Source organism: Azospirillum formosense (genome assembly GCF_040500525.1).
GTDB classification, from domain to species: Bacteria; Pseudomonadota; Alphaproteobacteria; order Azospirillales; family Azospirillaceae; genus Azospirillum; species Azospirillum formosense_A.
The window spans coordinates 1,009,646-1,035,620 of the sequence record NZ_CP159403.1 but is presented as its reverse complement, the minus strand read 5'-3'; the positions used below and the strand labels follow the sequence as shown (position 1 = coordinate 1,035,620).

Annotated in this window: 26 protein-coding genes and 1 tRNA gene; 19 read left to right on the top strand and 8 right to left on the bottom strand. The window is 69.8% G+C overall.

From position 1 onward, the window contains the following. Nucleotides 1-1,287 (top strand): MFS transporter, encoded by a 1,287-nt coding sequence (locus tag ABVN73_RS17890; protein ID WP_353859629.1) that lies wholly within the window; start codon nt 1-3, stop codon nt 1,285-1,287. Between the two features lie 31 nt (nt 1,288-1,318). Here ABVN73_RS17890 and ABVN73_RS17885 read toward each other — a convergent pair. After that, nucleotides 1,319-1,392, bottom strand: a tRNA-Gln gene (locus tag ABVN73_RS17885). 199 nt (nt 1,393-1,591) lie between these two features. Here ABVN73_RS17885 and ABVN73_RS17880 point away from each other — a divergent pair. The 3 genes from ABVN73_RS17880 to guaB all read left to right on the top strand — a co-directional run bounded on the left by ABVN73_RS17880 (nt 1,592) and on the right by guaB (nt 4,988). Beyond that, the gene (locus ABVN73_RS17880; RefSeq protein WP_353859628.1) at nt 1,592-2,620 is read left to right on the top strand and encodes a Ppx/GppA phosphatase family protein; all 1,029 of its coding nucleotides are present in this window, start codon (nt 1,592-1,594) and stop codon (nt 2,618-2,620) included. Nucleotides 2,621-2,634: 14 nt separating this feature from the next. Then, nucleotides 2,635-3,345: an RlmE family RNA methyltransferase gene (locus ABVN73_RS17875; protein ID WP_353859627.1), complete on the top strand. Its 711-nt coding sequence runs from the start codon at nt 2,635-2,637 to the stop codon at nt 3,343-3,345. Nucleotides 3,346-3,509: 164 nt separating this feature from the next. Then, nucleotides 3,510-4,988: an IMP dehydrogenase gene (gene guaB / locus ABVN73_RS17870; RefSeq protein ID WP_353859626.1), complete on the top strand. Its 1,479-nt coding sequence runs from the start codon at nt 3,510-3,512 to the stop codon at nt 4,986-4,988. 84 nt (nt 4,989-5,072) lie between these two features. On the opposite strand, the gene ABVN73_RS17865 is transcribed toward guaB, so the two are convergent. Continuing rightward, nucleotides 5,073-5,834 carry an RNA methyltransferase gene (locus tag ABVN73_RS17865; protein WP_353859625.1) on the bottom strand — a complete coding sequence of 254 codons (762 nt, stop codon included), beginning with the start codon at nt 5,832-5,834 and terminating at the stop codon, nt 5,073-5,075. A gap of 151 nt (nt 5,835-5,985) precedes the next feature. Here ABVN73_RS17865 and ABVN73_RS17860 point away from each other — a divergent pair, with 151 nt between their 5' ends. Beyond that, a complete protein-coding gene (locus ABVN73_RS17860; RefSeq protein WP_353859624.1) occupies nt 5,986-6,234 on the top strand; it encodes a DUF1272 domain-containing protein in 249 nt (82 codons plus the stop codon). A gap of 7 nt (nt 6,235-6,241) precedes the next feature. Here the strand turns inward: ABVN73_RS17860 and ABVN73_RS17855 are convergent, their stop codons facing one another. Then, entirely contained in the window at nt 6,242-6,760 is a 519-nt protein-coding gene (locus ABVN73_RS17855; protein WP_353859623.1) for a GNAT family N-acetyltransferase, read from the bottom strand. Nucleotides 6,761-6,773: 13 nt separating this feature from the next. After that, nucleotides 6,774-7,916, bottom strand: coding sequence for a murein transglycosylase A (locus ABVN73_RS17850; protein WP_353859622.1), 1,143 nt, complete (start codon nt 7,914-7,916; stop codon nt 6,774-6,776). Nucleotides 7,917-8,231: 315 nt separating this feature from the next. Between ABVN73_RS17850 and ABVN73_RS17845 the strand changes: the two genes are divergently transcribed. Further along, nucleotides 8,232-9,599 carry an RsmB/NOP family class I SAM-dependent RNA methyltransferase gene (locus tag ABVN73_RS17845; protein ID WP_353859621.1) on the top strand — a complete coding sequence of 456 codons (1,368 nt, stop codon included), beginning with the start codon at nt 8,232-8,234 and terminating at the stop codon, nt 9,597-9,599. A 34-nt stretch (nt 9,600-9,633) separates the two neighbouring features. Here ABVN73_RS17845 and ABVN73_RS17840 read toward each other — a convergent pair whose 3' ends face one another. Next, nucleotides 9,634-10,386: a hypothetical protein gene (locus ABVN73_RS17840; protein WP_353859620.1), complete on the bottom strand. Its 753-nt coding sequence runs from the start codon at nt 10,384-10,386 to the stop codon at nt 9,634-9,636. Nucleotides 10,387-10,763: 377 nt separating this feature from the next. On the opposite strand from ABVN73_RS17840, the gene ABVN73_RS17835 reads away from it, so the two are divergent. The 3 genes from ABVN73_RS17835 (at nt 10,764) to guaA (ending at nt 14,051) form a co-directional block, all read left to right on the top strand. After that, complete coding sequence (locus tag ABVN73_RS17835) at nt 10,764-11,783, top strand: purine nucleoside permease (protein WP_353860819.1); 1,020 nt, start codon at nt 10,764-10,766, stop codon at nt 11,781-11,783. Nucleotides 11,784-11,907: 124 nt separating this feature from the next. After that, nucleotides 11,908-12,465 carry a GNAT family N-acetyltransferase gene (locus ABVN73_RS17830; protein ID WP_353859619.1) on the top strand — a complete coding sequence of 186 codons (558 nt, stop codon included), beginning with the start codon at nt 11,908-11,910 and terminating at the stop codon, nt 12,463-12,465. 35 nt (nt 12,466-12,500) lie between these two features. Then, nucleotides 12,501-14,051 carry a glutamine-hydrolyzing GMP synthase gene (guaA, locus tag ABVN73_RS17825; RefSeq protein ID WP_137105381.1) on the top strand — a complete coding sequence of 517 codons (1,551 nt, stop codon included), beginning with the start codon at nt 12,501-12,503 and terminating at the stop codon, nt 14,049-14,051. A 218-nt stretch (nt 14,052-14,269) separates the two neighbouring features. On the opposite strand, the gene ABVN73_RS17820 is transcribed toward guaA, so the two are convergent. From ABVN73_RS17820 to erpA, 3 genes are all read right to left on the bottom strand, one after another. Further along, nucleotides 14,270-14,842, bottom strand: coding sequence for a hypothetical protein (locus tag ABVN73_RS17820; RefSeq protein ID WP_353859618.1), 573 nt, complete (start codon nt 14,840-14,842; stop codon nt 14,270-14,272). A 74-nt stretch (nt 14,843-14,916) separates the two neighbouring features. Continuing rightward, complete coding sequence (locus ABVN73_RS17815) at nt 14,917-15,702, bottom strand: exodeoxyribonuclease III (RefSeq protein WP_353859617.1); 786 nt, start codon at nt 15,700-15,702, stop codon at nt 14,917-14,919. Between the two features lie 45 nt (nt 15,703-15,747). Further along, nucleotides 15,748-16,116, bottom strand: a complete 369-nt coding sequence (erpA, locus tag ABVN73_RS17810; protein ID WP_040134010.1) for an iron-sulfur cluster insertion protein ErpA — start codon at nt 16,114-16,116, stop codon at nt 15,748-15,750. A 203-nt stretch (nt 16,117-16,319) separates the two neighbouring features. Between erpA and ABVN73_RS17805 the strand changes: the two genes are divergently transcribed. The 10 genes from ABVN73_RS17805 to tatB all read left to right on the top strand — a co-directional run bounded on the left by ABVN73_RS17805 (nt 16,320) and on the right by tatB (nt 25,953). Beyond that, nucleotides 16,320-17,519, top strand: coding sequence for a deoxyguanosinetriphosphate triphosphohydrolase (locus ABVN73_RS17805; protein ID WP_353859616.1), 1,200 nt, complete (start codon nt 16,320-16,322; stop codon nt 17,517-17,519). A gap of 32 nt (nt 17,520-17,551) precedes the next feature. Then, on the top strand, nt 17,552-19,312 hold the full coding sequence (argS, locus tag ABVN73_RS17800; protein WP_353859615.1) for an arginine--tRNA ligase: 1,761 nt from the start codon (nt 17,552-17,554) through the stop codon (nt 19,310-19,312). Continuing rightward, on the top strand, nt 19,309-20,262 hold the full coding sequence (locus tag ABVN73_RS17795; protein ID WP_353859614.1) for an SPOR domain-containing protein: 954 nt from the start codon (nt 19,309-19,311) through the stop codon (nt 20,260-20,262). The genes argS and ABVN73_RS17795 overlap by 4 nt, the downstream gene beginning before the upstream one ends. After that, nucleotides 20,249-21,328 (top strand): beta-N-acetylhexosaminidase, encoded by a 1,080-nt coding sequence (gene nagZ / locus ABVN73_RS17790; RefSeq protein ID WP_353859613.1) that lies wholly within the window; start codon nt 20,249-20,251, stop codon nt 21,326-21,328. Before ABVN73_RS17795 ends, nagZ begins: the two co-directional genes overlap by 14 nt. Nucleotides 21,329-21,398: 70 nt before the next feature. After that, nucleotides 21,399-22,085 carry a site-2 protease family protein gene (locus ABVN73_RS17785; RefSeq protein WP_079285439.1) on the top strand — a complete coding sequence of 229 codons (687 nt, stop codon included), beginning with the start codon at nt 21,399-21,401 and terminating at the stop codon, nt 22,083-22,085. A 4-nt stretch (nt 22,086-22,089) separates the two neighbouring features. Then, nucleotides 22,090-22,908 carry a ScpA family protein gene (locus ABVN73_RS17780; protein ID WP_353859612.1) on the top strand — a complete coding sequence of 273 codons (819 nt, stop codon included), beginning with the start codon at nt 22,090-22,092 and terminating at the stop codon, nt 22,906-22,908. A 14-nt stretch (nt 22,909-22,922) separates the two neighbouring features. Then, on the top strand, nt 22,923-23,558 hold the full coding sequence (gene scpB, locus ABVN73_RS17775; RefSeq protein WP_353860818.1) for an SMC-Scp complex subunit ScpB: 636 nt from the start codon (nt 22,923-22,925) through the stop codon (nt 23,556-23,558). Between the two features lie 108 nt (nt 23,559-23,666). Continuing rightward, nucleotides 23,667-24,980 carry an ABC transporter ATP-binding protein gene (locus tag ABVN73_RS17770; RefSeq protein WP_353859611.1) on the top strand — a complete coding sequence of 438 codons (1,314 nt, stop codon included), beginning with the start codon at nt 23,667-23,669 and terminating at the stop codon, nt 24,978-24,980. A 100-nt stretch (nt 24,981-25,080) separates the two neighbouring features. After that, nucleotides 25,081-25,377, top strand: a complete 297-nt coding sequence (locus tag ABVN73_RS17765) for a twin-arginine translocase TatA/TatE family subunit (RefSeq protein ID WP_353859610.1) — start codon at nt 25,081-25,083, stop codon at nt 25,375-25,377. Nucleotides 25,378-25,425: 48 nt separating this feature from the next. Continuing rightward, nucleotides 25,426-25,953 carry a Sec-independent protein translocase protein TatB gene (gene tatB / locus ABVN73_RS17760; RefSeq protein ID WP_353859609.1) on the top strand — a complete coding sequence of 176 codons (528 nt, stop codon included), beginning with the start codon at nt 25,426-25,428 and terminating at the stop codon, nt 25,951-25,953. Nucleotides 25,954-25,975: the final 22 nt, after the last annotated feature.

Genomic DNA, 25,975 nt, shown 5'->3' with positions numbered 1-25,975 from the left:
ATGCAGCGCGAAAGCACCCCACGACACCGGCCGGGCGGCGGATTGCCGAGGGTCACCACGCTGATCCTCGCCGCCGCCGCCGGTCTCGGCGTCGCCAACATCTATTTCGCTCATCCCCTGCTCGACGCGATGGCGCGGGATTTCGGGATTCCACCCGCCGCAATCGGTCTCGTGGTGACGCTGACGCAGCTCGGCTATGGGGTGGGCCTGATCGTCCTGGTCCCACTTGGGGACCTCGTGGACCGTCGCCGCTTGGTCGTCGGCCAAGGCGTCCTGTCCGCCGTCGCGCTGGCGGCCGTCGCCACGGCCCGCACGGAGGCGATCCTGTTCGCCGGCATGGCGGCGGTCGGGCTGCTCGCGGTGGTCGTTCAGGTGCTGGTGTCCTTCGCGGCCACGCTCGCCACCCCCGCCGAGCGTGGCAAGGCCGTCGGCATGGTTACGAGTGGCGTCGTGATCGGCATTCTCGGCGCGCGTTCCGTTGCCGGGCTGCTCGCCGACCTTGGAGGCTGGCGCGCGGTCTATCTGGCATCGGCGGCTCTCGCGCTGGCGATGGCCGGCCTGCTCTGGCGGGTCCTCCCGCGCAACCTGCCACCGGACAGCACGGACAGCTACACCTCGGCGCTGCGTTCGATCCCCATCCTGTTCCTGACCGACCGCCTGCTGCTGGTGCGCGGCGTCCTCGCCCTGCTGATCTTCGCGGCGTTCAGCGCATTCTGGACCGCGCTGGTGCTGCCGCTCAGCGCCGAACCGTTCGGCTATTCCCACACACAAATCGGCCTGTTCGGGCTGGTTGGCATGGCGGGTGCCATAGCCGCGACGGGGGCGGGCCGGCTGGCGGATCGCGGGCTCGGTCAGTGGACCACCGGCGTCTCGCTCACGCTGCTTCTGGCGTCATGGGGATTGATCGCGTTGTTGCCGAAGTCCATTCCCGCCCTTCTCGTCGGCGTCGTGTTGCTCGACCTTGCGGTGCAGGCGGTCCATGTCAGCAACCAGAGCATCATTTTCGACCGACACCCGCAGGCGCGCAGCCGTCTCGTCGGCGGCTACATGGTGTTCTACGCCCTCGGAAGCGCCATCGGCGCTCTCGCCGCAACGAAGGCCTATGCCCACGCCGGCTGGGCGGGAGTGTCAACGTTGGGAGCCGCGATCAGCGCCGCGGCATGGCTGACGTGGGCCTTCACGCGCCACTGGCTGATCAGCGGCACGCGGGCGGGGCGCGCAATGTGCGACGGTGTGCCGGCGCTGTGCCGCACGGACCCGGTGGCGCGGAATGCGGGCGGCCCGTGAGCGATTGGAAGCGGCGATGTTCGGGGAGGATTGGTTGGGGGACTAGGATTCGAACCTAGGCTGGCGGAGTCAGAGTCCGCTGTCCTACCGCTAGACGATCCCCCAGACCGTCGCCGGGGCGGCGCTGCGGCGCGTCCCGTCGTGGGCCGCCCTTTTAGCAAAGCGAGCAGGGCTTGTATAGCCCTTTTTTCGGCTGCGAAGCCCGAGTGTGGGCCTGCAGACACAATTCAAGGCCAATCGTGGGCTTTCACTGGGACGTGAAACCGGGTTAGTATGACTCCCTTAAGCATGGCGGGGAGGAGACGTGGACCTTCAGGTGCACAGCGAGCGGCAGAACGACACCGGACGGTTGCGTTCGTCGGCCCCTGCGCGCCCGGTCTTCGCGGCCCTCGACCTCGGCACCAACAATTGCCGACTCCTGATCGCCCGGCCAATTCCCGGTGGTTTCCGCGTCATCGACGCCTTCTCGCGGATCGTCCGGCTGGGCGAGGGGTTGACGCGGAACGACCGGTTGTCCGACTCGGCAATGGAACGCACCCTCGCCGCCCTTCGAATCTGCGGCTCCAAGATCGAGCGGCGCGGAGTCACCGCGGCGCGCGCCGTGGCGACCGAGGCCTGCCGCCGCGCCCGGAACTGCAGCGAGTTCATTGACGCGGTGGAGCGGGAAACCGGCATCGCCATCGAGATCATCTCCAGCCAGGAGGAGGGGCGCCTCGCGCTGGCCGGATGCGCGTCTCTGCTCGACCCGAACGTGCCCTATGCGGTGGTGTTCGACATCGGCGGCGGCTCGACCGAGTTGATGTGGCTGGCGGTGGAGCGGGGACGGTCCCCGCGCATCCTCGACCAGACCTCCATCCAGTGCGGCGTCATCGGGCTGACCGAGCAGTTCGGCGGCGCGGACGCCGACCACGGCATGTACCGGCGCATGGTCGAGGAGGTGGCGTCGGCCATCGCCTCCTTCGAGGCGCGCAACGGCATCCGGGAGCGTGTGCTGGCCGGGCAGGTGCAAATGCTCGGCACCTCCGGCACGGTGACGACGCTGGCGGGGGTGCATCTCGGCCTCTGCCGCTACGACCGGCGGGCGGTGGACGGCAGCTTTCTGCGCATCGACCACGCCCGCGCGGTCATCGAACGTCTCGTCGCGCTGGACTTCGACGGGCGGGCGCGGCATCCCTGCATCGGACAGGACCGCGCGGATCTGGTGATCGCCGGATGCGCGGTGCTGGACGCGCTGTGCGACTGTTGGCCGGTGGAGCGCCTGCGCATCGCCGACCGCGGCCTGCGCGAGGGAATCCTCGTGGAGCTGATCGGGTCGACGCGGCAAATCTATTAAGGAAATGTGAGACCATGGTTGGAAAGCCTCCGTCCTCCTCGACGCCGGGTGGGCGCCGCGCCACCGTCCGCGTGAAGTCCGCGGCCAAGCGCACCACCTCCTCGGCCCGCTGGCTGGAGCGGCATCTGAACGACCCCTACGTGCATGAGGCGACGAAGCGCGGCTTCCGCTCCCGCGCGGCCTTCAAGCTGCTGCAGCTGGACGAGAAGTTCCATCTGCTGGGGCCGGGCAAGCGTGTGGTCGACCTCGGCGCCGCCCCCGGCGGCTGGACCCAGGTGGCGGTGGACAAGGTGCAGACCGGGCGCGAGGGCTGGAAGGTCGTCGGGCTTGACATCCTGCCCATGGACCCGGTGCCCGGCGCCACCACCATGCAGGCCGATTTCCTGGAGGAGGGCGCGGCCGAGCGTCTGAAGGAGGCGCTGGGCGGTCCGGCCGACGTGGTGCTGAGCGACATGGCCGCCCCGACCATCGGGCACCAGTCCACCGACCATCTGCGCATCATGGCGCTGGCCGAGGCCGCCTATGACTTCGCGGAGGAGGTTCTGGCCCCCGGCGGGGCGTTCGTCGCCAAGCTGTTCCAGGGCGGGGCGGAAAGGTCCCTGCTGGAGCGTCTGAAGCGCGACTTCGCCACGGTGCGCCACGCCAAGCCGCCGGCCAGCCGCGCGGAGTCCTCCGAAACCTATGTGGTCGCCACCGGTTTCCGTGGGGCCAACATGAACGACTAGGTCCACCTCAGGCTGCGGTCCGTTCGCGCAGGTCATGGCTGGCTTGCGCGGATGAGGCCCGGCACACGACAGTTTGTGGTTCAGGCGCCTTCACAAGCCCACGGTCTTGTGTATAGTGCGCCAAATTTTTTTCCGGCCCCTTTTTATCTCCCGGGAGACCGCCGATGGCCCGCTCGTCCACGATCCGCGAAGCTCTGACCTTCGACGACGTCCTCTTGGTTCCGGCCGAAAGTTCGGTCCTGCCGAACGAGGTGGACACCCGGACGCGCCTGACCAAGACCATCGAACTGGGCATCCCCCTGATGTCCTCCGCGATGGACACGGTGACCGAAAGCAGCCTCGCCATCGCCATGGCCCAGGCCGGCGGCATCGGTGTCGTCCACCGCAACCTGACCATCGAGCAGCAGGCCGAGGAGGTCCGCAAGGTCAAGCGGTACGAGTCCGGCATGGTGGTCAACCCGATCACCATCACGCCGGGCCAGACGCTGGCCGACGCGCTCCAACTCATGGCCGATTACCGAATCTCCGGCATCCCGGTTGTGGAAAGCCGGGACTCCCGCGGCAGCGGCAAGCTGGTCGGCATCCTGACCAACCGCGACGTCCGCTTCGCCACCAACCCGAACCAGCCGGTCAGCGAACTGATGACCAAGGACGTGGTGTCGGTGCGCGAAGGCGTCAGCCAGGACGAGGCCAAGCGCCTGCTGCACCAGCACCGCATCGAGAAGCTGCTGGTGGTGGACGAGGCCCATCGCTGCATCGGCCTCGTCACGGTGAAGGACATGGAGAAGGCCCAGGCCTACCCGAACGCCTGCAAGGATGCCCATGGCCGCCTGCGCGTCGCCGCCGCCACCGGCACCGGCTCGGACGGGCTGCGCCGCGCCGAGGCGCTGTTCGACGCCGGCGTGGACGTCCTGGTGGTCGACACCGCGCACGGCCATTCGCTGAAGGTGCTCGATCAGGTGCGCGCCGCGCGCAACATGTCCAACTACACCCAGGTGATCGCCGGCAACGTGGCGACCGCCGAGGCGGCCAAGGCGCTGGTCGATGCTGGTGCGGACGCCGTGAAGGTCGGCATCGGCCCCGGCTCGATCTGCACCACCCGCATCGTCGCGGGCGTCGGCGTTCCGCAGCTCACCGCCATCATGGACGTGGTCGAGGCCTGTGAGAAGATGGGCATCCCGGTGATCGCCGACGGCGGCATCAAGTTCTCGGGCGATCTCGCCAAGGCCATCGCGGCGGGTGCCAGCGTGGCGATGCTGGGCAGCCTGTTCGCCGGCACCGACGAGAGCCCCGGCGAGGTCATCCTCTACCAGGGCCGCTCCTACAAGAGCTACCGCGGCATGGGCTCGGTGGGCGCCATGGCCCGCGGTTCGGCCGACCGCTACTTCCAGCAGGAAGTGTCGACCATGAAGCTGGTGCCGGAAGGCGTCGAAGGCCGCGTGCCCTACAAGGGCCCGGTGGCGGCGGTCATCCACCAGCTCGTCGGCGGCCTGCGCGCGGCCATGGGCTACACCGGCAGCCAGTCCATCGCCGAGATGCAGACGAAGTGCGAGTTCGTCCGCATCACCAACGCCGGTCTGCGCGAGAGCCACGTCCACGACATCACGATCACCAACGAGTCGCCGAACTACCGTCAGGGCTGATCGGGCGTTCCTTGGGTTAGCGTTGAAGAGGCGAGGGGGGCGTCCCCTCGCCATTTTTTCATGCCCGCGTTTCGGGCCTCCGGGTCAGCGGTTGGCGGCGAAGTGGCTGAACAGGGCCAGGCTCGCCGCGACGGTGGCGTTCAGCGATTCCACGGCGCCCGTGGTCGGGATCGCCAGGCGCTGAACGGGCAGGGCGGCGGGAATGCCCTGGCCTTCCTCGCCCAGGATCAGCCGGACGTCGCGCGGCCAGCGGTAGGCCGCCATGTCGGCGCCACCGGCGTCCAGGGCGACCAGCGGCCCGGCGGCCCGGTTCACGTCCTCCCACCGGCCGCCGCGCAGCAGGGTCAGCTCGAACTGGGCGTTCGACGCGGCGCGCAGGCATTTGGGGTGATAGGGGTGCGCCGCGCCGTCGAGCAGGATCACCCGCCGGGCGCCGAAGGCGGCGGCGCTGCGCAGCAGGGCGCCGAGGTTGTTGGGGTCGCCGAGCGCGCAGATCAGCTCCAGCCCCTGCGGCGGTTGCGACAGGTCGATCGACGGCGTGTCCGGCACCGTGCCGACGAGCAGCGGAAAGCCGGTGCCGGGAGCATCCAGGGTGCGGAACAGGGCGGGGGCCAGTTGGACGATTTCCAGCCCTGCGGGCAGTCGCCAGCTCTCGGCCTGCGCCGGGTCGGTGAGAAGCAGGGTGGAAAAGCGCTCGGGCCAGCGGGCCAGCGCCTCCGGCACCGTCTTCAACCCGGCGAGCAGGAACTTGCCCTGCTTCTTCAGGCCACGGCTCTCCAGCAGCGATTCCCACAGCTTGAACTGCGGATTCTGCGAACTTTCGATCAGGCGCGGCGGGCGGGTCATGCGGGAGGGGCTTTCAAAGGCGGGCGGTCGTCGTGATCGTGGACCTTAAGGCGCGAGGCGCCGCGTTGGGAAGGCCGATCCATCGCCGCCCCATTCTCCCAGCGCCGCGCCGCTGCTATCATCGTGAACCCACGGAAAGGCGACGCCGATCATGCTTGCGCTGCGGCCCAACTGCGAATGCTGCGACCGGGATCTGCCCCCGGACTCCCGCAATGCTTATATCTGCTCCTTCGAATGCACCTTCTGCGGCGACTGCCGGGATGGGGTGCTGAAGGGGCACTGTCCGAACTGCGGGGGCGAACTGGTGCGGCGACCCATCCGCCCGGCTGGGAAGCTGGTCAACAACCCGGCCTCGACGCAGCGGGTGCTCAAGGCCGACGGCTGCCCATCGGCGTTCTGAGCGGCCATCAATCCAGGCGCCGGCCGAGGAACAGCAGCGCCCCCCGCTGGGTCGCCGCGGTGAAGCCGGCGCGCTGGTAGAAGGCGACGTTCCGCGCGAAAACCCCGGTCACCAGATGCAGGCCGGGCAGGCCGTCGGCGCGGCAGTCCTCCGCGAAGCGGTCCACCAGCGCCCGCCCGATCCCATGATCACGGAAGCCGGGCCGGACATTGACGTGCAGATGGGCGGGAAAGGCGGCGAAGCGGTCGGCGAAGACCTCGTATTTCGGGATGATGCGGGCGAGGTCCGCCGCCCCGGCGCTGTCCTTGCAGCCGGTCAGATAGCCGATGATGGCGCCGTCCTCGGCCACGGCGAACCACAGGTCGTCCGGCGCCCGATCCACGTACCAGCCCGTCCAGGTGCGGAAGAAGGTCGCGCGCTCCTCCGCCGAGGCGAAGTCCCTGCGCAGCGTGGACAGGAAGAAGATGTCCTCCAGCGCAGCGAGGGCGGCCTCCCGGTCGGGCAGGGCGGACAGGCGAACCAGCATCGACGACCAGACCTCAGCGGCGTTGCGCCAGCGTGAAGGAGGTGGTGCGCGGCGCCAGCATCGTGTAGCGGCCCTTGGCCTTCATCACGCCGGCACCCTCAGCGGCCTCCGCCCCGTGGCCCCAGAACAGGTCGCCGCGCACCGCCCCCTTGATGGCGCCGCCGGTGTCCTGGGCGACGACGAGGCGCTTGATCTCGCCCTGCGGCACCGGCGCCTCGCGCACGTCCAGCCACAGCGGCACGCCCAGCGGGACGTAGCCGGGGTCCACGGCGAGGCTGCGGCCCGCCGTCAGCTCCATGTTGCGCGCCCCGCGCGCGCCGACGTCGGGGCGAAGCTGGAAGAAGACGTAGGACGGGTTCATGTTCATCACCCGCTTGGCCTCGCCGGGGTGCTCGGTCAGCCAGCGGCGGATCAGCGGCATGGTCACCTGCTCCGGCGTGGCGTAGCCGATGTCGATCAGGTGCCGCCCGATGGGGACGTAGCGGTGGCCGTTCTGCCCGCCATAGCCCAGAGCCACCACCGACCCGTCGGTCATCCGCACCCGGCCCGACCCCTGGATTTCCAGGAAGAAGGCGTCGATGGAGTCGTCCACCCACAGGATTTCCAGCCCCTTGCCCTTCAGCGCGCCGTCGGTGATGCGGGCGCGGCTGGGCAGGCCGCGCTTGGTCCGCTTCGGCGCCTTGTAAAGGGGGACGTTGTAGCGTTCGGTCCGGGTCCAGCTTCCGCGCAGCTCGACCTCGTAGTAGCCGGTGAACAGGCCCTCCTGCCCCTCGGACAGGGCGACGGGAGTGAAATGGTCCTCGAAGAAGCGGCGGGCCGTCTCGGGCTGGGCGTCGGGCAGGCCGCGCAACGCCTCGCAGATCGGGCGCCAGTCCGACGTGGTGCCGGCGGCGGGGTTGGGGCCGAGCGGCTTTCCGGCCGGCTGCGACGCCACCCAACGGCAGGTGCGCTGAAGGGCGGGCAGGGCCTGCGCGTGGTCGTCGTCGATCCAGCCCGGCAGGCCGCGGAAATCCGCGGACACCTTCTCCATGCCCGGCCGCCAGGACGCCGCGGTGACGCCGCCGCCTGGACCGGCCCCGGTCGCCGCGTCGCCCGCACAGCCCGCCAGAAGGCCGAACGCAAGAAGGGTGGAGACGCGCGCCATCGCACGCGCCATGACACTGCCGACCGCAGCCGCCATCGCGGACCCCGCACCAGATTTCAAGAAGACGCCGAAGAAGAGGGTGCGCTGGACTTGCCGCCCGCAAGAAAGCCAGGGCAAGAACAACTACCCCTTTTTTGCCTCAATCATGGGATTGCGGTCAACCGCTCTTCGCGCGGATGGTTTCGATCGGGCCGTCTTGTCACAGGGCGCGCGCCCGGGACGGCGACTCGAAAGACAGCGACTCGAAAGGCTGCCGCGCGTGCGCGGGGGATGACAACCGCCCCCCGCTCGGGTTATCGAGCAGGGAATCTAGCCGAGGACCATCCCATGACCCCCGCCGCCCGCCTTCAGGCGGTCATCGACCTGCTGACCGAGATCGACGAAACCCCGCGCCCCGCCGACGCGGTGATGAGCGCCTATTTCCGCGCCCGCCGCTACATCGGGTCGAAAGACCGCACCGCGGTGGCGCAGACGGCCTACGCGATCCTGCGGCGGCACGCCCGGCTGTGCTGGTGGCTGGAGCGTCAGGGCCATCCGCCGACCCCGCGCGCCCGCGCGCTCGCCAACGAGATCCTGGCCGAGGGCAAGGCCGCCGCGACGGTGAAGGCGCTGTTCGGCTCCTCCAAGTTCGCCCCGGACCCGCTGGCGCCGGAGGAGGCGAAGCTCGCCAACGAGCTGGACACCCACACGCTGGAGCATCCGCAGATGCCGGAAAGCGTGGCCGTGGAATGCCCGCCCTGGGCGGAGGAGCCGATGCGCGCCGCCATGGGCGACCGCTTTGCGGTGGAGATGCGGACGCTGCTGGACTCCGCACCGCTCGACCTGCGCATCAACCCGGTGAAGGCCAACCGCGAGAGCGCGATCAAGGCGCTGGCCCGCGCCCAGATCACGGCGACGCCGACGCAGTGGTCGCCGCTGGGCCTGCGCGTTCAGGGCCGCCCGCCGCTGGGCACCGTGGACGCCTTCAAGGAGGGTCTGGTCGAGATCCAGGACGAGGGCTCGCAGCTCGTGGCGATCGCGGTGGCGCCGAAGCCGGGGCAGCAGGTGGTGGACTTCTGCGCCGGGGCCGGCGGCAAGACGCTGGCCATCGCCGCGCTGATGAAGAACAAGGGCCGCGTCGTCGCCTGCGACGTGCTGGCCGGGCGCTTGAAACGCGCCGCCGAGCGGTTCCGCCGCGCCGGCCTGCACAACATCGAGGCGCACCCGCTGTCCAGCGAGCGCGACCCCTGGGTGAAGCGGCACAAGCGCAAGTTCGACCGCGTGCTGGTGGACGCGCCGTGCAGCGGCACCGGCACCTGGCGCCGCAACCCCGACAGCCGCTGGCGCCAGCTCGGCCCCGGTCTGGCGGAGCTGGTGCCGCTCCAGGCCAACATCCTGGACAGCGCGGCCCGGCTGGTGAAGCCCGGCGGGCGGCTGGTCTACGCCACCTGCTCGCTGCTGCCGGAGGAGAACGAGAAGCAGGTCGCCGCCTTCCTGGAGACCCATCCCGACTTCACCGTGCTGCCGGTCGCCGAGGTTTGGGCGGAGGAAGGCGCGGGCACGCCGCCGGCCGAAGGGCCGTATCTGCGCCTGACCCCGGCGCGCCACGATACCGACGGCTTTTTCGCCGCCGTGATGGTGCGCAAGGCGGATGAGGAGCCGGAGGCGGAGGTGGACCGGATGGCCGAGGCTGATCCGGCGCCTTCAGAGGGGTAACATCGGCGGGGAGACCCCTCTCCGGTGGCATGCGTCAGGCCGGCGGTGTGTCGCCGGTCTGCGCGTTTCCGGTTTGCGGCTTTCCCGTTCCGGCCTTCAGGGCTTCCAGCAGGCCGCTGGCGACCGTGTTCTGGCCTTCGCCGGCGTTTCCGGCAATCGCGCCCAGGACACCGGTTCCGCCTTTCGACGCGCCCGACGCAAGGGCCGATTGGAGCAAGGACAACGCCGCCTGCGCGTTGCCAGGGGCGCTCGAAGCCGGCTTGCCGACGGTGTCCGGCGGCGATGGGCTTTCGGCGGCCGGCATTTCCGTGACGGCTGGCGTCTCCGTGGCAATTTTGCTTTCCGCGGTGGGCGCCGGGGTCGGAGCGGCGGCGTCGGCCTTCAGGGAAGCGGATTTGGGCCCGATGCCGGGAATGTCCACGGTTTCCGCAAATGTCTGGAACGCGTTGCCGAAGACGGTCCGGTCGAAGCCGAGTTCCTCAAGCTTCTGCTCGGCGGCCTCGCCGTCCGGCGCGTACAGTTCCGCAAAGCCAGCGTCCTCGCCCATGGAGGCCAGCGCGGATTTGAAGCCTTGCATGTTTTTCGCAAATCCGCTGGCGTCGCTGAGAATGGCCGTCTGGTCGGTCGGCTTTCCATAGGCGCCACGGGTCGCCGCGATCTCGCCCTTGAACGAGTCCTGGACCGGCTTCAGGCGTTCGTTCATCTCGTCCATCGAAATGTCGCCGCGCTGTTGGGCTTCCAGAATTTCTTGGGTCTTGCGCCCGACCTCGGACAGCGCACCGGACATCCGGCTGCCGTAGGCCTGCAGTTTCTGCCAAGCGGCCTCCGAATCAGCGAGCCGCTGCTTGTCCTCCTCGTCACGGGGGCGCTCGGAGACGTAGCGGTTGAAAGTCGCCTTGCTCGCCAGCGATTTCAGTAACGGTTTTTTCTTTGAAGGGCATTGAACTGAGATGGATATGAGAGTGTTCGCGAACTGATGGAGATTGTTTGTTGGGAAGCGGAAGTGAGGGGGGCAGCAAGGGAGCGGGCTTGCGGCCCGGACAGACGTGGAGTGAGGGCCGTCCTCATGCGGGGACGCACGGGGGGCTCTGCTGATTTCGTGCGGGTCATACCGCGAGGTTTGCGGTTAGGGTGCGACTTTTCCCCGCATGTTGGAGCGCAATGATGTGGAACACGTCCCGCTGGCGGAGCGCCGCCCTGTCCGCCTTATTCCTATTGGGGCTGGGCACCTCCGCCGAAGCGGCTGAGCCGGTCAAGGTCAAGGTGTTCGTCGGCGCCATGTTCGAGATCGGCAAGAACACCGGCGACCGCGCCGGCGAGTTCCAGAACTGGTATGAGCGCTACTGGCAGTCTGCCGAGCCGATCGCCGTGAAGGGCGCGCTGAACCCCGTCTACTGCAACGCCGACGGCGTCTGCGGCGCGGTCCTGGGGATGGGCAAGGTCAGCTCCTCCGCGTCCATGCAGGCCATCCTGCTGAACCCGCAGCTCGACCTGTCGCAGGCCTATTTCATCATCTCCGGCGTGGCCGGCACGCCGCCGTCGCGCGGCACCATCGCCGAGGTCAACTGGGCGACCTGGCTGGTGGATTACGATCTGGGCCACCGCTGGGCGCCGGAGGAGGGCAAGCCGGGCGAGCCGACCTTCATGCCGCGCAAGGGCTACGAGTCCGTCCGCCTGTTCCAGCTGAACCCGACGCTGGTCTCCTGGGCGATGAAGCTGACCGGTGATACGCCGCTGAAGGATTCCGACAGCGCCCGAGCCTACCGCCAGCGCTACCCGCAGGATGCCGCCCGGCGCGCGCCCTTCGTCGGCACCGGCACGCACATGACCGGCGACACCTTCTTCCACGGCCCCGGCATGTCCGAGCAGGCCCAGTACATCGCCAAGCTCTACGGCGCCGACGACTACGTCATCACTGAGATGGAGGCCGCGGCGATCACGCTGGTCATCAAGCGCACGCTGGGCTCCGACCGGGTGATGAGCCTGCGCGGTGCCGTGAACTTCGACCAGGGCAACCCCAAGGAAACCACGCTGGAGCATCTCGACCCGAAGCCGGGCGAGACCGCCGGCGGTTTCGCCGAGACGGTGGAGAACGTGGCCCTGGTCGGTTCGCGCATGACCGACCACATCGTGTCCCACTGGGACCAGTGGCAGGCGGGCGTTCCGGCCCTTCCGGCCCAGTAACCCGAAGGCCGGCGGTGCGGCGGCCTTCCACCGCCGCCCCGTTCCGGCCCTTTTGGCTGACTGGATATCCTCCGGCCCGGCTCCCAGTTTCCATTAGGGTGGGCAACGGGTCCGGAGGTGTCCCATGGATGAAGCGCTGGTGATTCGCGACGCGCGCCCGTCGGACGCGGTGGGCATCGCCAAGGTCCACGTCGCCACATGGCAATCCACCTATCCGGGCCTCGTCCCCGACGCCTACCTCGTCAACCTGTCGGAAGCCGCCGCGGCGATGCGCTGGCACAACGCCGTCCAGGCGCATGGGCCGGGGCAGGGCGCCCTGGTCGTGGCGGACGCCGCGGACTCCGTGGTCGGATTCGCCACCTACGGCGGGCGCCGCATTCCCGTCGAGGGGTACGAGGGGGAATTCTACGCCCTCTATCTGCTGGACGAGGCGCAGGGGCAGGGGCTCGGCCGCCGCCTGATGGCGACCATGGCCGAACGGCTCCAGGAGGGCGGCAAGCGCACCGCCGTGGTCTGGTGCCTGCGCGACAATCCGGCGCGCTGGTTCTACGAGCGGTTGGGCGGTGTCCGCGTGGCGGAGCGCCCCATCCGCTTCGCCGGGAAGGAACTGGTGGAGATCGCCTATGGCTGGCGCGACCTCGCCCCGCTTGCACGCTTGTCCGCGGGGCCTGAAATGCGGTAGTCAGGGGCTTGTCCCCCCGCATCAGGTTGTCGTCCATGTCCGCCGAGCGCGTTCTCATCCTCGATTTCGGGTCGCAGGTGACCCAGCTCATCGCCCGCCGCGTCCGTGAAGCCGGCGTTTACTGCGAAATCCATCCGTTCAGCATGAGCGAGGAGCGGATTCGCGACTACGCGCCGAAGGCGATCATCCTGTCGGGCAGCCCGGCCTCGGTCACCGAAGAGAACGGCCCCCGCGCGCCGGAGGTGGTCTTCACGCTGGGCGTTCCGGTCCTGGGCATCTGCTACGGCCAGCAGACGATGTGCCACCAGCTCGGCGGCACCGTCTCGGGCTCCGACCACCGCGAGTTCGGGCGCGCCTTCATCGAGGTGAAGCAGACCTGCGCCCTGTTCGACGGGCTGTGGGCGGTCGGCTCGCGCGAGCAGGTGTGGATGAGCCACGGCGACCGCGTCACCGCCCTGCCGGACGGCTTCCAGGCCGTCGCGGTCAGCGACGGCGCGCCCTTCGCCGCCATCGCCGACGACGCCCGCCAGTTCTACGGCGTGCAGTTCCACCCGGAGGTCGTGCACACCCCGCACGGCGCGCAGCTCCTGTCGAACTTCGTGCACCGCGTCGCGGGCCTGAAGGGCGACTGGACCATGGCCGCCTTCAAGCAGCAGGCCATCGAGAAGATCCGCGCCCAGGTCGGCACCGGCAAGGTGATCTGCGGCCTGTCGGGCGGCGTCGATTCCTCGGTGGCCGCCGTGCTGATCCACGAGGCCATCGGCGACCAGCTCACCTGCATCTTCGTCGACACCGGCCTGATGCGCGCCGGCGAGGCGGAGGAGGTGGTGACGCTGTTCCGCGACCACTACAACATCCCGCTGGTCCACCGGAACGCGTCCGAGCTGTTCCTGGGCAAGCTGGCCGGCGTCACCGACCCGGAGCAGAAGCGCAAGATCATCGGCGGCCTGTTCATCGAGGTCTTCGACGAGGAGAGCGCCAAGGTCGGCGGCGCGCAGTTCCTGGCCCAGGGAACGCTGTACCCCGACGTGATCGAGAGCGTGTCCTTCACCGGCGGCCCGTCGGTCACCATCAAGTCGCACCACAACGTCGGCGGCCTGCCGGAGCGCATGAAGCTGAAGCTGGTGGAGCCGCTGCGCGAGCTGTTCAAGGACGAGGTCCGCGCGCTCGGCCGTGAACTCGGCCTGCCGGCCGCCTTCATCGGCCGCCACCCCTTCCCCGGTCCCGGCCTCGCCATCCGCGTTCCCGGCGAGATCACGCCGGAGAAGCTGGACATCCTGCGCAAGGCCGACACGGTCTATCTGGAGGAAATCCGCAACGCCGGCCTCTACGACGCGATCTGGCAGGCCTTCGCGGTGCTGCTCCCGGTGCGCACCGTGGGCGTGATGGGCGACGGGCGGACCTACGACCACGTGCTGGCCCTGCGCGCGGTGACCTCGACCGACGGCATGACCGCCGATTGGTACCCGTTCCCGCACGACTTCCTGGCCCGCGTGTCGAACCGCATCGTCAACGAGGTGCGCGGCGTCAACCGCGTCGTCTACGACATCACCTCGAAGCCGCCCGGCACCATCGAGTGGGAGTGATGTCAAGGGCTTGGGTCTGCGGCGGCCGGGGTTCGGTCGCCGCTTGAACAAGCCGGGGCAAGTCCGCTGTGGGGAGGTCTGTGGGGGCACCCCCGCGGCGGAGGCGCCTATGTGATCGTGTTCGCATCACCACGCCGCTTTTCAGGGCGCTCGGTCACACCGGTGCCGTCCGGGAATGGTCCTTGCGGCGCGGTGGGCAACCGTTCCACGCGGGCGCGTCACATCCGGATCGGGCGGCCCAGATTCGACAGCCGCTTCGTCGGCTTCGGCGGTGTTGGGGAGTCGGAGAAATCGGGCAGGCTGGGGGCGCGGCTGATGACCTTGCGGATCATGACGCCGGTCGCCTCCAGATCCTCGATCACCGTTGCCGACACGCGGCCCGCGTAATGCGGGCGGTCCAGCTTGCCGCGCATCTCTTCGATGATCTTCAGTTCCGGCTCGAACAACTCGCGCGCGCCGATGGGAAGCGCCTGATCGTCACGCATGCGTTCGAAATAATTGCGGGTGGCGCGGGCCAGCAGGCCGGTCAGCAACAGGTCGATCCGCTCGAATTCCGTGCGCAGGTCGGCCAGCTTGGCCGTGGTGACGGTCGTCAGGCGCTCTTCCGTCAGGGCGACGAGGGCGCGCACCTCCTCGACCTTGCGGCGGAAGCCGAGGAAGGAGGAGAAACGGTCCTCTTCGATGTCGCGCTGCGCGCGCGCTCCCAGGGCGACCGCTTCGCCGGCCTGCTGCTCGATGGCCGTCAACAGCTCTTCGATCGCTCTGCGGCCGCTGTCCTGTCCCCAGACCATCGTCTTGCCGCCTCTCCCCCGCGGATGGACGTTCGCTCGGTTTCCGAGTCGGTCTAGAGGATGCGCGAAAAAATTTAAGAAATGTCTGACCCGTCGCGCAGTTCGAGCAGGACGGGCGTGTGATCGGACGCCTTTTCCGCGCCGCGCGGGCGGCGGTCGATGCGGCAGTCCACCAGACGGTCGGCGGCCTGCGGGGACAACAGGAAGTGGTCGATCCGCAACCCGAGATCGCGCGGCCAGCAGCCCGCCTGATAGTCCCAGAAGGTGTAGGCGTGGTCGTCGTCGTGCAGGGCGCGGTAGGCTTCGGTCAGCCCCAGATTCAGCAGGGCGCGGAACTTCGCCCGCGATTCGGGCTGGAACAGGGCGTCACCGGCGAAGGCCACCGGGTCGAAGACGTCGCGCGGCTCCGGAATGATGTTGTAGTCGCCGCCCAGCACGAAGGGGATTTCCTGCGCCAACAGACCGTGGGCATGGGCGTGCAGCCGGTCCATCCAGCGGAGCTTGTAGGCGAACTTCTCCGTCCCGAGCGGATTGCCGTTGGGCAGGTAGAGCGAGGCGATGCGCACACCGGCCACCGTGGCCTCGACGTAGCGGGCCTGCTCGTCCTCCGGCTCGCCGGGCAGGCGGATCAGAACGTCCTCGTGCGGCGCTTTGGAGAGGAAGGCCACGCCGTTGTAGGACTTCTGCCCCACCGGCGTGACGTGATAGCCCAAATCCTCGAAGGCGGCGCGGGGGAAGGCCGCGGTCTCGCACTTGATTTCCTGGAGCAGCGCGACGTCCGGGGACTCCGCGCGCAGCCAGTCGGTGATCAGCGGAAGGCGGGCCTTCGCCGAGTTGACGTTCCAGGTGGCGATCTTCACGTCGTGTTCTTCTTGTTCGGCAAAGGTCGGGGGAGGACGGAACCGTCAGGCGGCGAAGGAGTTGCCGCAGCCGCAGGAGGCCGTGGCGTTCGGGTTCTTGATCTGGAACGCGGCGCCCATCAGGTCCTCGACATAGTCGAGGGTGGAGCCGGCCAGCAGGTCCAGCGAGACGTCGTCGGTCACGACCTTCACGCCGTTCTTCTCGAAGACATGATCGTCCTCGTTCGCCGTGGCGTCGAAGGCGAAGCCGTACTGGAAGCCGGAGCAGCCGCCGCCCGACACGGTCAGGCGCAGCATCAGGGCCGGATCGCCCTCGTGCTCGATCAGGAAGGCGACGCGCTTGGCAGCGCTGTCGGACACGGTCAGAACGCGCGCACCCTCTTGCGCGGTGGCGGGAAGGGCGGTGTCGGGCATGGGACGGACCTCGGTGTTTCGCGGGTGTTTCGCGGGACAGACGACACGATGACGAATGTAAGGGTGCGTCCGCCTTTCGTCAAAGGCATGTCCGGCGAACTCATGCCTGACCTGCGGTTTGCCTGCGTGCGGCTGCCGGATGTCTCGGCGGGTCTCCGCCTTCGCCGTTGCGCAGCGCGGTTTGCGCCGGTAGTGTCCGCGCCATGACGGCGGACTTCTTCCAGGATCGCCCGGCGCCCTATGGCTGCGACCCCGCACAGACGCGCGGCCGGCTGTTCCCGGAGCCGGAAAGCCCGACGCGCTCGTGCTATCAGCGCGACCGCGACCGCATTGTGCATTCCGGCGGCTTCCGCAAGCTGAAATACAAGACGCAGGTCTTCGTCTATCACGAGGGCGACTATTTCCGCACCCGCCTGACCCACAGCCTGGAGGTGGCGCAGATTGCCCGCTCGATCAGCCGCGCCCTGGGGCTGAACGAGGATCTGGCGGAGGCGGTGGCGCTCGCCCACGATCTCGGCCACACCCCCTTCGGCCACGCCGGCGAGGACGCGCTGAACGCCTGCATGGCGCCCTATGGCGGCTTCGCGCACAACGACCAGACGCTGCGCATCCTGACGATGCTGGAGCGGCGCTACGCCGACTTCGACGGGCTGAACCTGACCTGGGAGACGCTGGAGGGCGTGGTCAAGCACAACGGCCCGCTGCTGCCGCTGCACGGCGACGCGCGCCTCCCGACGACGCTGGCCGCCTTCCAGGAGCGCTGGGACCTGGAGCTTCACACCAACCCCGGCGCCGAGGCGCAGGTGGCGGCCCTGGCCGACGACATCGCCTACAACAACCACGACATCGACGACGGGCTGCGCGCCGGCCTGTTCACGGTGGACGAGGTGGCGGAGCTGCCGCTGGTCGGCCCGGTGGTGCGGCAGGTCTGCGACCGCTACCCGGGGCTGGAGCGCTCCCGCCTGATCCACGAGACGATCCGGCGGATGATCAACAACATGATCGTCGATCTGCTGGCCGAGACGCGGGAGCGGCTGGACCGCCACCGCCCCGGCAGCGCCGCCGAGCTGCGCGCCCTGCCGGAGCCGGTCGTCAGCTTCTCCCCCGCGATGTTCGAGGCGCAGCGGCCCTTGCGCGCCTTCCTGAAACAGCGCATGTACCGCCACTACCGGGTGAACCGGGAGATGAGCAAGTGCAAGCGCGTGGTCACCGCCCTGTTCGACCTGTTCATGGCCGAGCCGAACACCCTGCCGACCCAGTGGCAGGAAGATGTCGCGAAGCAGGGCGGGCAGGCGGACCGGACGGTGCTGGCGCGGCTGGTCGCCGACTACATCGCCGGGATGACCGACCGCTACGCGCTCGCCGAATACGCCCGCCTGTTCGACATGGACGCCAAGACCTAAAACGGCCCAGACCTAAAGCAAGAATTGAACCGATGAACATCTTCAAGGTCTTCGAGAACGACATCCGCAAGCTGCTGGACGAGCTGGCCGCCGAGGGCCAGATTCCGGCGGGGCTCGACACCGCGCGCCTGACGGTGGAGCCGCCGCGCGAGGCGGCGCACGGCGACCTGTCGACCAACGCGGCGATGATCCTGGCCAAGCCGGCGGGCAAGCCGCCCCGCGCGCTGGCCGAGCTGCTGGTGGCGAAGCTGAAGACCCGCCCCGACGTGGCGAGCGCCGAGATCGCCGGTCCGGGCTTCGTGAACCTGCGCCTGTCGGCCGACGTCTGGCGCGACCGCATCCGCGACGTGCTCACCGCCGGCACCGCCTATGGCGGGAGCACGCTGGGCGGCAAGCGTCCGGTGAACGTCGAATACGTCTCGGCCAACCCCACCGGCCCGCTGCACGCCGCCCACGGGCGCGGCGCCGTCTTCGGCGACGCTCTGGCCGCGCTGCTGGAGAAGGCCGGTTACGCCGTCAGCCGGGAGTATTACATCAACGACGCCGGCGCCCAGGTCGACGTGCTGGGCCGCTCCACCTTCCTGCGCTACCGCGAGGCGCTGGGCGAGGACATCGGAGAGATCCCGGCGGGCCTCTATCCCGGCGAGTATCTGAAGGAGGTCGGGCAGGCCCTGGCCGAGCGCGACGGCAACAGGTGGGTCGGCGCGGACGAGGCCGACTGGCTGCCGGCCTGCCGCGACTTCGCCATCGCCACGATCATGGAATGGATCAAGGAGGACCTCGGCGTCCTCGGCGTCCGCATGGACGTCTACAGCTCCGAGCGCGCGCTGGTGAAGGCCGGGGCGGTGGACACGGCGCTGAAGGCGCTGGAGGACCGCGGCCTGATCTACGTCGGCGTGCTGGAGCCGCCCAAGGGCAAGAAGCCCGACGACTGGGAGCCGCGCCCGCAGACGCTGTTCAAGTCCACCGACTTCGGCGACGACGTCGACCGTCCGCTGAAGAAGTCGGACGGGTCCTTCACCTACTTCTCCAACGACATCGCCTACCACTACGACAAGCACCGCCGCGGCTTCGACCTGCAGATCGACGTGTGGGGCGCCGACCATGGCGGCTACGTCAAGCGCATGCAGGCGGCGACCACGGCGATCACCGAGGGCAAGGCGTCGCTGGACGTGAAGCTCTGCCAGCTCGTCCATCTGATGAAGAACGGCGAGCCGGTGAAGATGTCCAAGCGCGCCGGCACCTTCGTGACGCTGCGCGACGTGATCGAGGAGGTCGGCCGCGACGTCGTCCGCTTCATCATGCTGACCCGCCGCAACGACCAGACGCTGGACTTCGACTTCGCCAAGGTCGTCGAGCAGTCGAAGGACAACCCGGTCTTCTACGTGCAGTACGCCCACGCCCGCTGCCGCTCGGTCCTGCGCCACGCGGCGACGGCGCTGCCGGGGGCCGACCTGTCGCTGGCGGCTCTGGCCGCCAGGGCCAACCTCGCCCGCCTCGACAGCGAGGAGGAGTTGGCGCTGGCCAAGCGCATGGCGACCTGGCCGCGCCTGGTCGAATCCGCCGCCGAAGCGCACGAGCCGCACCGCGTGGCCTTCTACCTCTACGATCTCGCCAGCGACTTCCACGCGCTGTGGAACAAGGGCCGCGACGACACCAGCCTGCGCTTCCTGATCGACGGCGACGAGGAGGTGACGGTGGCCCGTCTGGCGCTGGTCAGCGCGGTCGCCACGGTGATCGCCTCCGGTCTCGCCGTCATGGGTGTGGAACCGGTGGAGGAAATGCGGTCATGAGATATGAGGGCGATGTCAACCACGCCAGCGATCCCTACGGCACGCCGCCGCAACGGGGAGGTCGGCGCGGTCTGCTCGGCCTCGGTCTGGCGGTGGTCGGCATCGTGGCCTTCGCCGGCGCGATCGTCGTCGTCTACGGCGGCAAGGGGCAAGGCACGCCGGACGGCGGCCCGCCGCTGCTGATGGCCGACAGCGCGCCGACCAAGGCCCGCCCGGAGCAGCCCGGCGGCATGGAAGTGCCGCACCAGGACAAGCTGGTCTACGAGCGGCTGAACGACCGCGGGTCGAAGTCGCAGATCGAGCGCCTGCTGCCGCCGCCGGAGGAGCCGCTGCCGCGGCCGGTCGTGGCTCCCCAGCTGCCGCCGTCGCCGACCCTGCCGGAGGCGCCCGCGGTGGCCCAGCTGCCGCCGCCCCCGCCGGGCTCGACCACCACGGTCCCGCGCCAGGACGGGGAGGGGGCACCACCGCCCGCCGCCGCTCCGGCCCCGCCGCCCGCCGTGGCCGCGCTTCCCGCACCGGCTCCGACGGCTCCGGCTCCCAAGGCCGCTCCGCCGCCCGCGGTCAAGCCGGCTCCGGCTCCGCCGCAGGCCCAGACGCCGCCCCCGGCGCCGCCTGCCGCGGCGCCCAAGCCGCAGCCCGCGCCGCCGGTGGCCGCCGCCCCGGCTCCGCAGCCGGCGCCCGCTCCGGCCAAGGCGTCGGGTGGTGGAAATTGGCGCGTTCAGCTCGCCGCGGTGCGCAGCGAGGCCGAGGCCTCGACGGAATGGAAGCGCCTGACCAGCCGCTACGGCGCGGCGCTCGGCGGGCTGTCCATGCAGGTCGCCAAGGCCGATCTGGGCGAGAAGGGCATCTTCTACCGCATCCAGGGCGTCGGCCTCGACGAGGAGCGCGCCAAGTCGGTTTGCGCCCAGCTCAAGTCCCAGAATGTGGGGTGTGTGGTTGTCCGTCCCTGATCCGGCCCTGCCGAACGTCCGAAACGCCTCCGGACCCCATCGCGCTCCCCATCGGGCGGTGGTGTTCGGCGCCGCCGGCACCGCCCTGACCGCGGACGAGCGCGCCTTCTTCCGCGATGCCGATCCGCTGGGCTTCATCCTGTTCCGGCGCAATTGCGAGACGCCGGAGCAGGTGCGCGCGCTGGTGGCGGAGATGCGCGCGGCGGTCGGCCGCGCCGACGCTCCCGTGCTGATCGACCAGGAGGGAGGGCGGGTGGCCCGCATGCGCCCGCCGCACTGGCCGGCCTTCCCGCCGATGCGCGCCTTCGGCGACCTCGCCGCCTGCGACGCCGACGCCGGGCGGGAGGCCGCCCGGATCAACGCCCGGCTGCTGGCGCTGATGCTGGCCGATTGCGGCGTGACCGTCGATTGCGCCCCGGTCTGCGACGTGCCGGTCGAGGGCGCCCACGACATCATCGGCGACCGCGCCTTCTGCGGCGATCCGGCCCGTGTGGCCGATCTGGCGCGGGCGACCTGCGCAGGGTTGATGGACGGCGGCGTGCTGCCGGTGATCAAGCATCTGCCCGGCCATGGCCGGGCCTTCACCGACAGCCACGCCGAGCTGCCGGTGGTGGACGCCCCGCGCGCGGCGCTGGAGGCCACCGACTTCGCGCCGTTCCGCGCCCTGGCCGACATGCCGCTCGGCATGGTCGCCCATGTGGTGATGAAGGCCATCGACCCGGACCAGCCCGCCAGCACCTCGGCGATCGTGGTGCGGGACGTCGTGCGCGGCGCCCCCATCGGCTTCGACGGGCTGCTGTTCAGCGACGACCTGTCGATGGGCGCCCTGGCCGGCGGCATGCGCGGCCGGGCCGAGGCGGTCCTGGCCGCCGGGCTGGACGTCGTGCTCCATTGCAACGGCGTGATGGGGGAGATGGTGGCGGTGGCCGGGGGCGTTCCGGCGATGAGCGGCGCCGCCGTCCGCCGCTGGGAGCGGGCCGAGGCGCTGCGCGGCCCGGCGCAGCCGGTGGACGCCGACGACCTGCGGGCGCGTCTGGCGGAACTGCTGGGAACTCCCCAAATCTAAGGCCGGCCGGGTTCAGGGCCATGCTCAGGCTTCCCCGGCAAATCCGGGGGGCGCAACGGGAGAGACGGGCGTGCTGGAAGGTCTGATCGACCGCATACCGATGATCTTCGCGGTCGCCATACCCGCGATTCTCGCCATCACGATGCACGAGGCGGCGCACGGATTCGTGGCGATGTGGCGCGGCGACGACACGGCGTGGCGGCTGGGCCGGGTGACGCTGAACCCGCTCCGCCACATCGACCCCCTGGGCACGGTGGTGCTGCCGGCGGTGATGTATTTCACCACCGGCTTCGTCTTCGGCTGGGCCAAGCCGGTGCCGGTGAACTTCGGGCGCCTGCACCACCCGCGCCGCGACATGGTGTGGGTGGCGCTGGCCGGGCCGGGGGTGAACTTCGTGCTGGCGCTGGTCTCCGCGATCATCTGGGGCTTCACCAGCCCGCAGGGCGGGGCGACCGAGATGTGGTTCCGCGCCGCGCTGGAGGTGTCGGTCCTGGTCAACGTCGTGCTGATGGTCTTCAACATGATCCCGCTGCCGCCGCTCGACGGCGGCCGGGTCGCGGTCGGCATCCTGCCCGACGCGCTGGCCTTCCCGCTGGCCCGGCTGGAGAAGTACGGCATGCTGATCCTGATCGGCGCCTTCTTCCTGCTGCCCTTCATCGGGCGGGAGCTTGGCATGGACCTCAGCGTCTTCTCCTGGGTGCTCGGCCCGCCGGTGGATTACATGATCGAGCTGATCCGCATCCTCAGCGGCAACTGACGGCATGGTCGGCAGGAAACACCCGGATCACGAGGACGAAGGCGCGGAGGCGGCCAGCCCGGCGGAACAGCTCGTCCTCGTCCTGGACGGGTTCGAGGGGCCGCTCGACATGCTGCTGGCGCTGGGGCGCGAGCAGAAGGTGGATCTGACGAAGATTTCGATCCTCCAACTCGCCGACCAGTATCTCGCCTTCATCGCCGAGGCGCGGAAGGTGAGGCTGGAGTTGGCGGCGGACTATCTCGTCATGGCGGCGTGGCTGGCCTACCTGAAGTCCCGGCTGCTGATCCCGGAGGTCGAGGACGAGGAGCCGTCGGGCGAGGACATGGCGGCGGCGCTGGCCTTCCAGCTCCAGCGGCTGGAGGCGATGAAGGGGGCGGCGGCCAAGCTGTTCGCCCGCCCGCAGCTCGGCGTCGACCGCTTCGCCCGCGGCGCCCCGGAAGACCTCGACATCCTGCGCAAGTCGGTCTTCCAGGTCACGCTCTACGACCTTTTGAAGGCCTACGGCGAGCACAAGAAGCGGCAGGAGGGCGGCGTCCTGCACATCGAGCCGGTGCGCCTCTATTCGCTGGAGGACGCGGTGCGCCGCCTGTCCGAACTGCTCGGCCGCATGCCGGACTGGGCCACCCTGTCGAGCTTCCTGCCGGACGGCGTGCGCGGCGGCCTGCTGACCCGCTCGGCGCTGGCCGCCCACTTCGCGGCGACGCTGGAGCTGGCCAAGGCCGGCCGCGTGGAGCTTCGCCAGGACGGCGCCTTTTCCCCCATCTACGTCCGCCGGGCATCGCGCCGGCATGAGCACCAGCATGAGCAGGGCGACGAGGAATGAGCGGACCCGACGGCATGATCCAGGAGATCGAGAATCCGGAGGAGGTGGAGCAGCGGCTGTGCGACCTGCGCCTGCTGGAGGCGCTGCTGTTCGCCTCCGCCGACCCGCTGGACGAGGAGACGCTGGGCCGGCGGCTGACCCGCGACGCCGACGTGCGGGCGCTGCTGGAGGAGCTGCGCGTCCATTACGCGGCGCGCGGGGTCAACCTGATCCGCACCGGCGCCGGCTGGTCCTTCCGCACGGCGCTGGACCTCGCCCCGCTGCTGCGGCCGGAGGAGGAGGTCTCCAAGAAGCTGTCCCGCGCCGCCATCGAGACGCTGGCGATCATCGCCTACCACCAGCCGGTGACCCGCGCCGAGATCGAGGCGATCCGCGGCGTGGCGACCAGCAAGGGCACGCTGGACATCCTGATGGAGAACGGCTGGATCCGGCCGGGGCGCCGCCGCGAGACGCCGGGCCGCCCGCTGACCTGGATCACCACCGACCATTTCCTCGACCATTTCGGGCTGGAGACGCTGCGCGACCTGCCGGGCGTGGAGGACCTGCGCGCCGCCGGCCTGCTGGATTCGCGCCCCGTGCTGCTGGGCATCGGCGGGGCCGGGCTGGAGGATGCGGAATCGTCGGAAAACACTGAGGATTCCGATACCTGAGCGAAACGCTCGAAAATAAGAACCATTTGCATCACCGGCGGCGCGCCGGTACTAAGGTCAATCGACCGCTATCAAACGACCCCCGGGCCGCTTCAGACTGGGACCGCCATGGATCGTCCGTCCGTCACCGACGCCCGCTCTTTCCCCGCCTCGGGAGACGCCGTCTCCGAACCCCGCCCGCCCCGCCTGAGCACCGCGCTGCGCGACAAGGCGTCGGCCCTGTTCGGCCGCGGCGGGGCCGACCCGCGGGAGGGCGCCCCCTGCGAGGCCGCGCCCGTCACGCTTCCGGCCAACGGGCGGCATCTCGACGCGTCGGGTCCGCAGGGCGCCGGGGCCGCCATCGCCGTCGAGGCCCTGGCGCTGGACGCCGTCACCCACCGTTACGGACGCGTCGTCGCCGTGAACGACGTCAGCGTGACCATCGGGGCGGGAGAGATCGTCTGCCTGTGCGGGCCGTCCGGCTGCGGCAAGTCCTCGCTGCTGCGCATCGCCGCGGGATTGGAGCCGGTGCAGACCGGTTCCGTCCGGATCGGCGGCTCCGTGGTGGCCGATGAACGCGGCGCGGTGCCGCCGGAACGCCGCGGCGTCGGCCTCGTCTTCCAGGATTACGCGCTGTTCCCGCATCTGTCGGTGCTCGACAACGTGCGTTTCGGCCTGACCGCCCTGTCCGGCGAGGCGCAGCGCAAGCGCGCGCTGGAGACGCTGGGGCAGGTCGGCATGGCCGGCTACGCCGACTCCTTCCCGCACCATCTCTCCGGCGGCCAGCAGCAGCGCGTGGCGCTCGCCCGCGCTCTCGCCCCCAACCCGGCGGTGCTGCTCCTCGACGAACCCTTCTCGGGCCTGGACGCCCGGCTGCGCGAGCAGGTGCGCGACGAGACGCTGCATGTGCTGAAGCAGAACGGCGCCGCCACCATGCTGGTCACCCACGACCCGGAGGAGGCCATGTTCCTGGCCGACCGCATCGCGCTGATGCGCGCCGGAAAGGTCGTCCAGGTCGGCAACCCGGTGGATCTCTACACCCGCCCGGTCAACGCCTTCGCCGCGGAGTTCTTCGGCGAGGTCAACCGGTTGGCGGGCATCGTGCGGGGCGGGACGGTGGATACGCCGGTCGGCCCGATCCCCACGGAGATCGCCGACGGCACCGCCGTCGACGTGCTGATCCGTCCGGAGGCGCTGAAGCTGTCCGCCCAGCCCGCCGCCACGGTTCCCGCCGGCGATCTGCCGGTCCTGGCGCGGGTTATGGCGGCGCGCCTGCTCGGCCGGACCAGCCTGGTCCATCTCGACGTGCCGGACGGGAAGGGCGGGTCGGTGCATCTGCACTCCCGCATGCCCGGCCAGTTCCTGCCCGCCGAACAAAGTCACGTTTCGGTGTGCATGGACCTGTGCCAGGCCTTCGTTTTTCTAGCCGGTGCACCCACTTAAGTCGTTTGAGCGGTTTCACCCGACCGATCGTTGCGGGAGGGGAACCTTTCTGCCATAGTGCCGCCCCGCCATTGGGCTGCCTGTTCAGGAAACGTGTGTCATGGGATTCTCCAGCGTCTGGCATTGGGTCATCGTCCTTCTGATCGTCCTGCTCCTGTTCGGCGCCGGCAAGCTGCCGAAGGTCATGGGCGACCTCGCCAAGGGCATCAAGAACTTCAAGGCCGGCCTGAAGGACGAGGAGGAGGGCACCACGCCCGGCACCGACTCCAAGGTCCTGCAGAACCAGCCGGTCCCGCCGGCCCAGCCGGTGTCCCCGGTCCAGCCGGCGACGTCGGTCCATCCGGTTCCGCCCGCCGCCGATCCCGGCGTGAAGAAGGACGAGACGGCCCGCACCTGACCGTCCGGCGCCGCCCATCCCCGCGCCGCTTCGAAAGGCTGAGGAGCCATGTTCGACATCGCATGGTCGGAACTGATGGTCATCGCGGTCATCGCCCTCGTGGTGATCGGCCCGAAGGACCTGCCCAAGGCCATCTACACCCTGGGAAAATGGGTGAAGAAGGCGCGCCTCGTCGCGCGCGACTTTCAGGGCCACATCGACGACATGATGCGCGAGGCGGAGCTTGACGAGCTTCGCAAGGAAGCCCTGAAGGTCCGCGACACGAACCTCCAGAAGATGGTCGAGAACACGATCGATCCGAAGGGGGAACTGAAGGGCGCCTTCGACGTCGCGGCCGACATCGGGGCCAACGGCGGCCATCCCGGCAGCCCGCCGGAAGACGGTCCGGCCCCGGCGGTCCCCGTCGGTTCGCCGCAGGTGACGGCGGCCCAGCCGCAGCCGGCGACCGAGCCGCCGGTCACGGCCCCGCTTCCTCCGGCCCCGCCCGCGGAGTTCGTCCCGGCCCCGGCGGCCCAGCCGCCGGTTCCGGCCTCCGCCGATTCCGCTGCGGCGGCAACCACGAACAAGCAGGCGTGACCCAGTGTCCGGCGAAACGCGC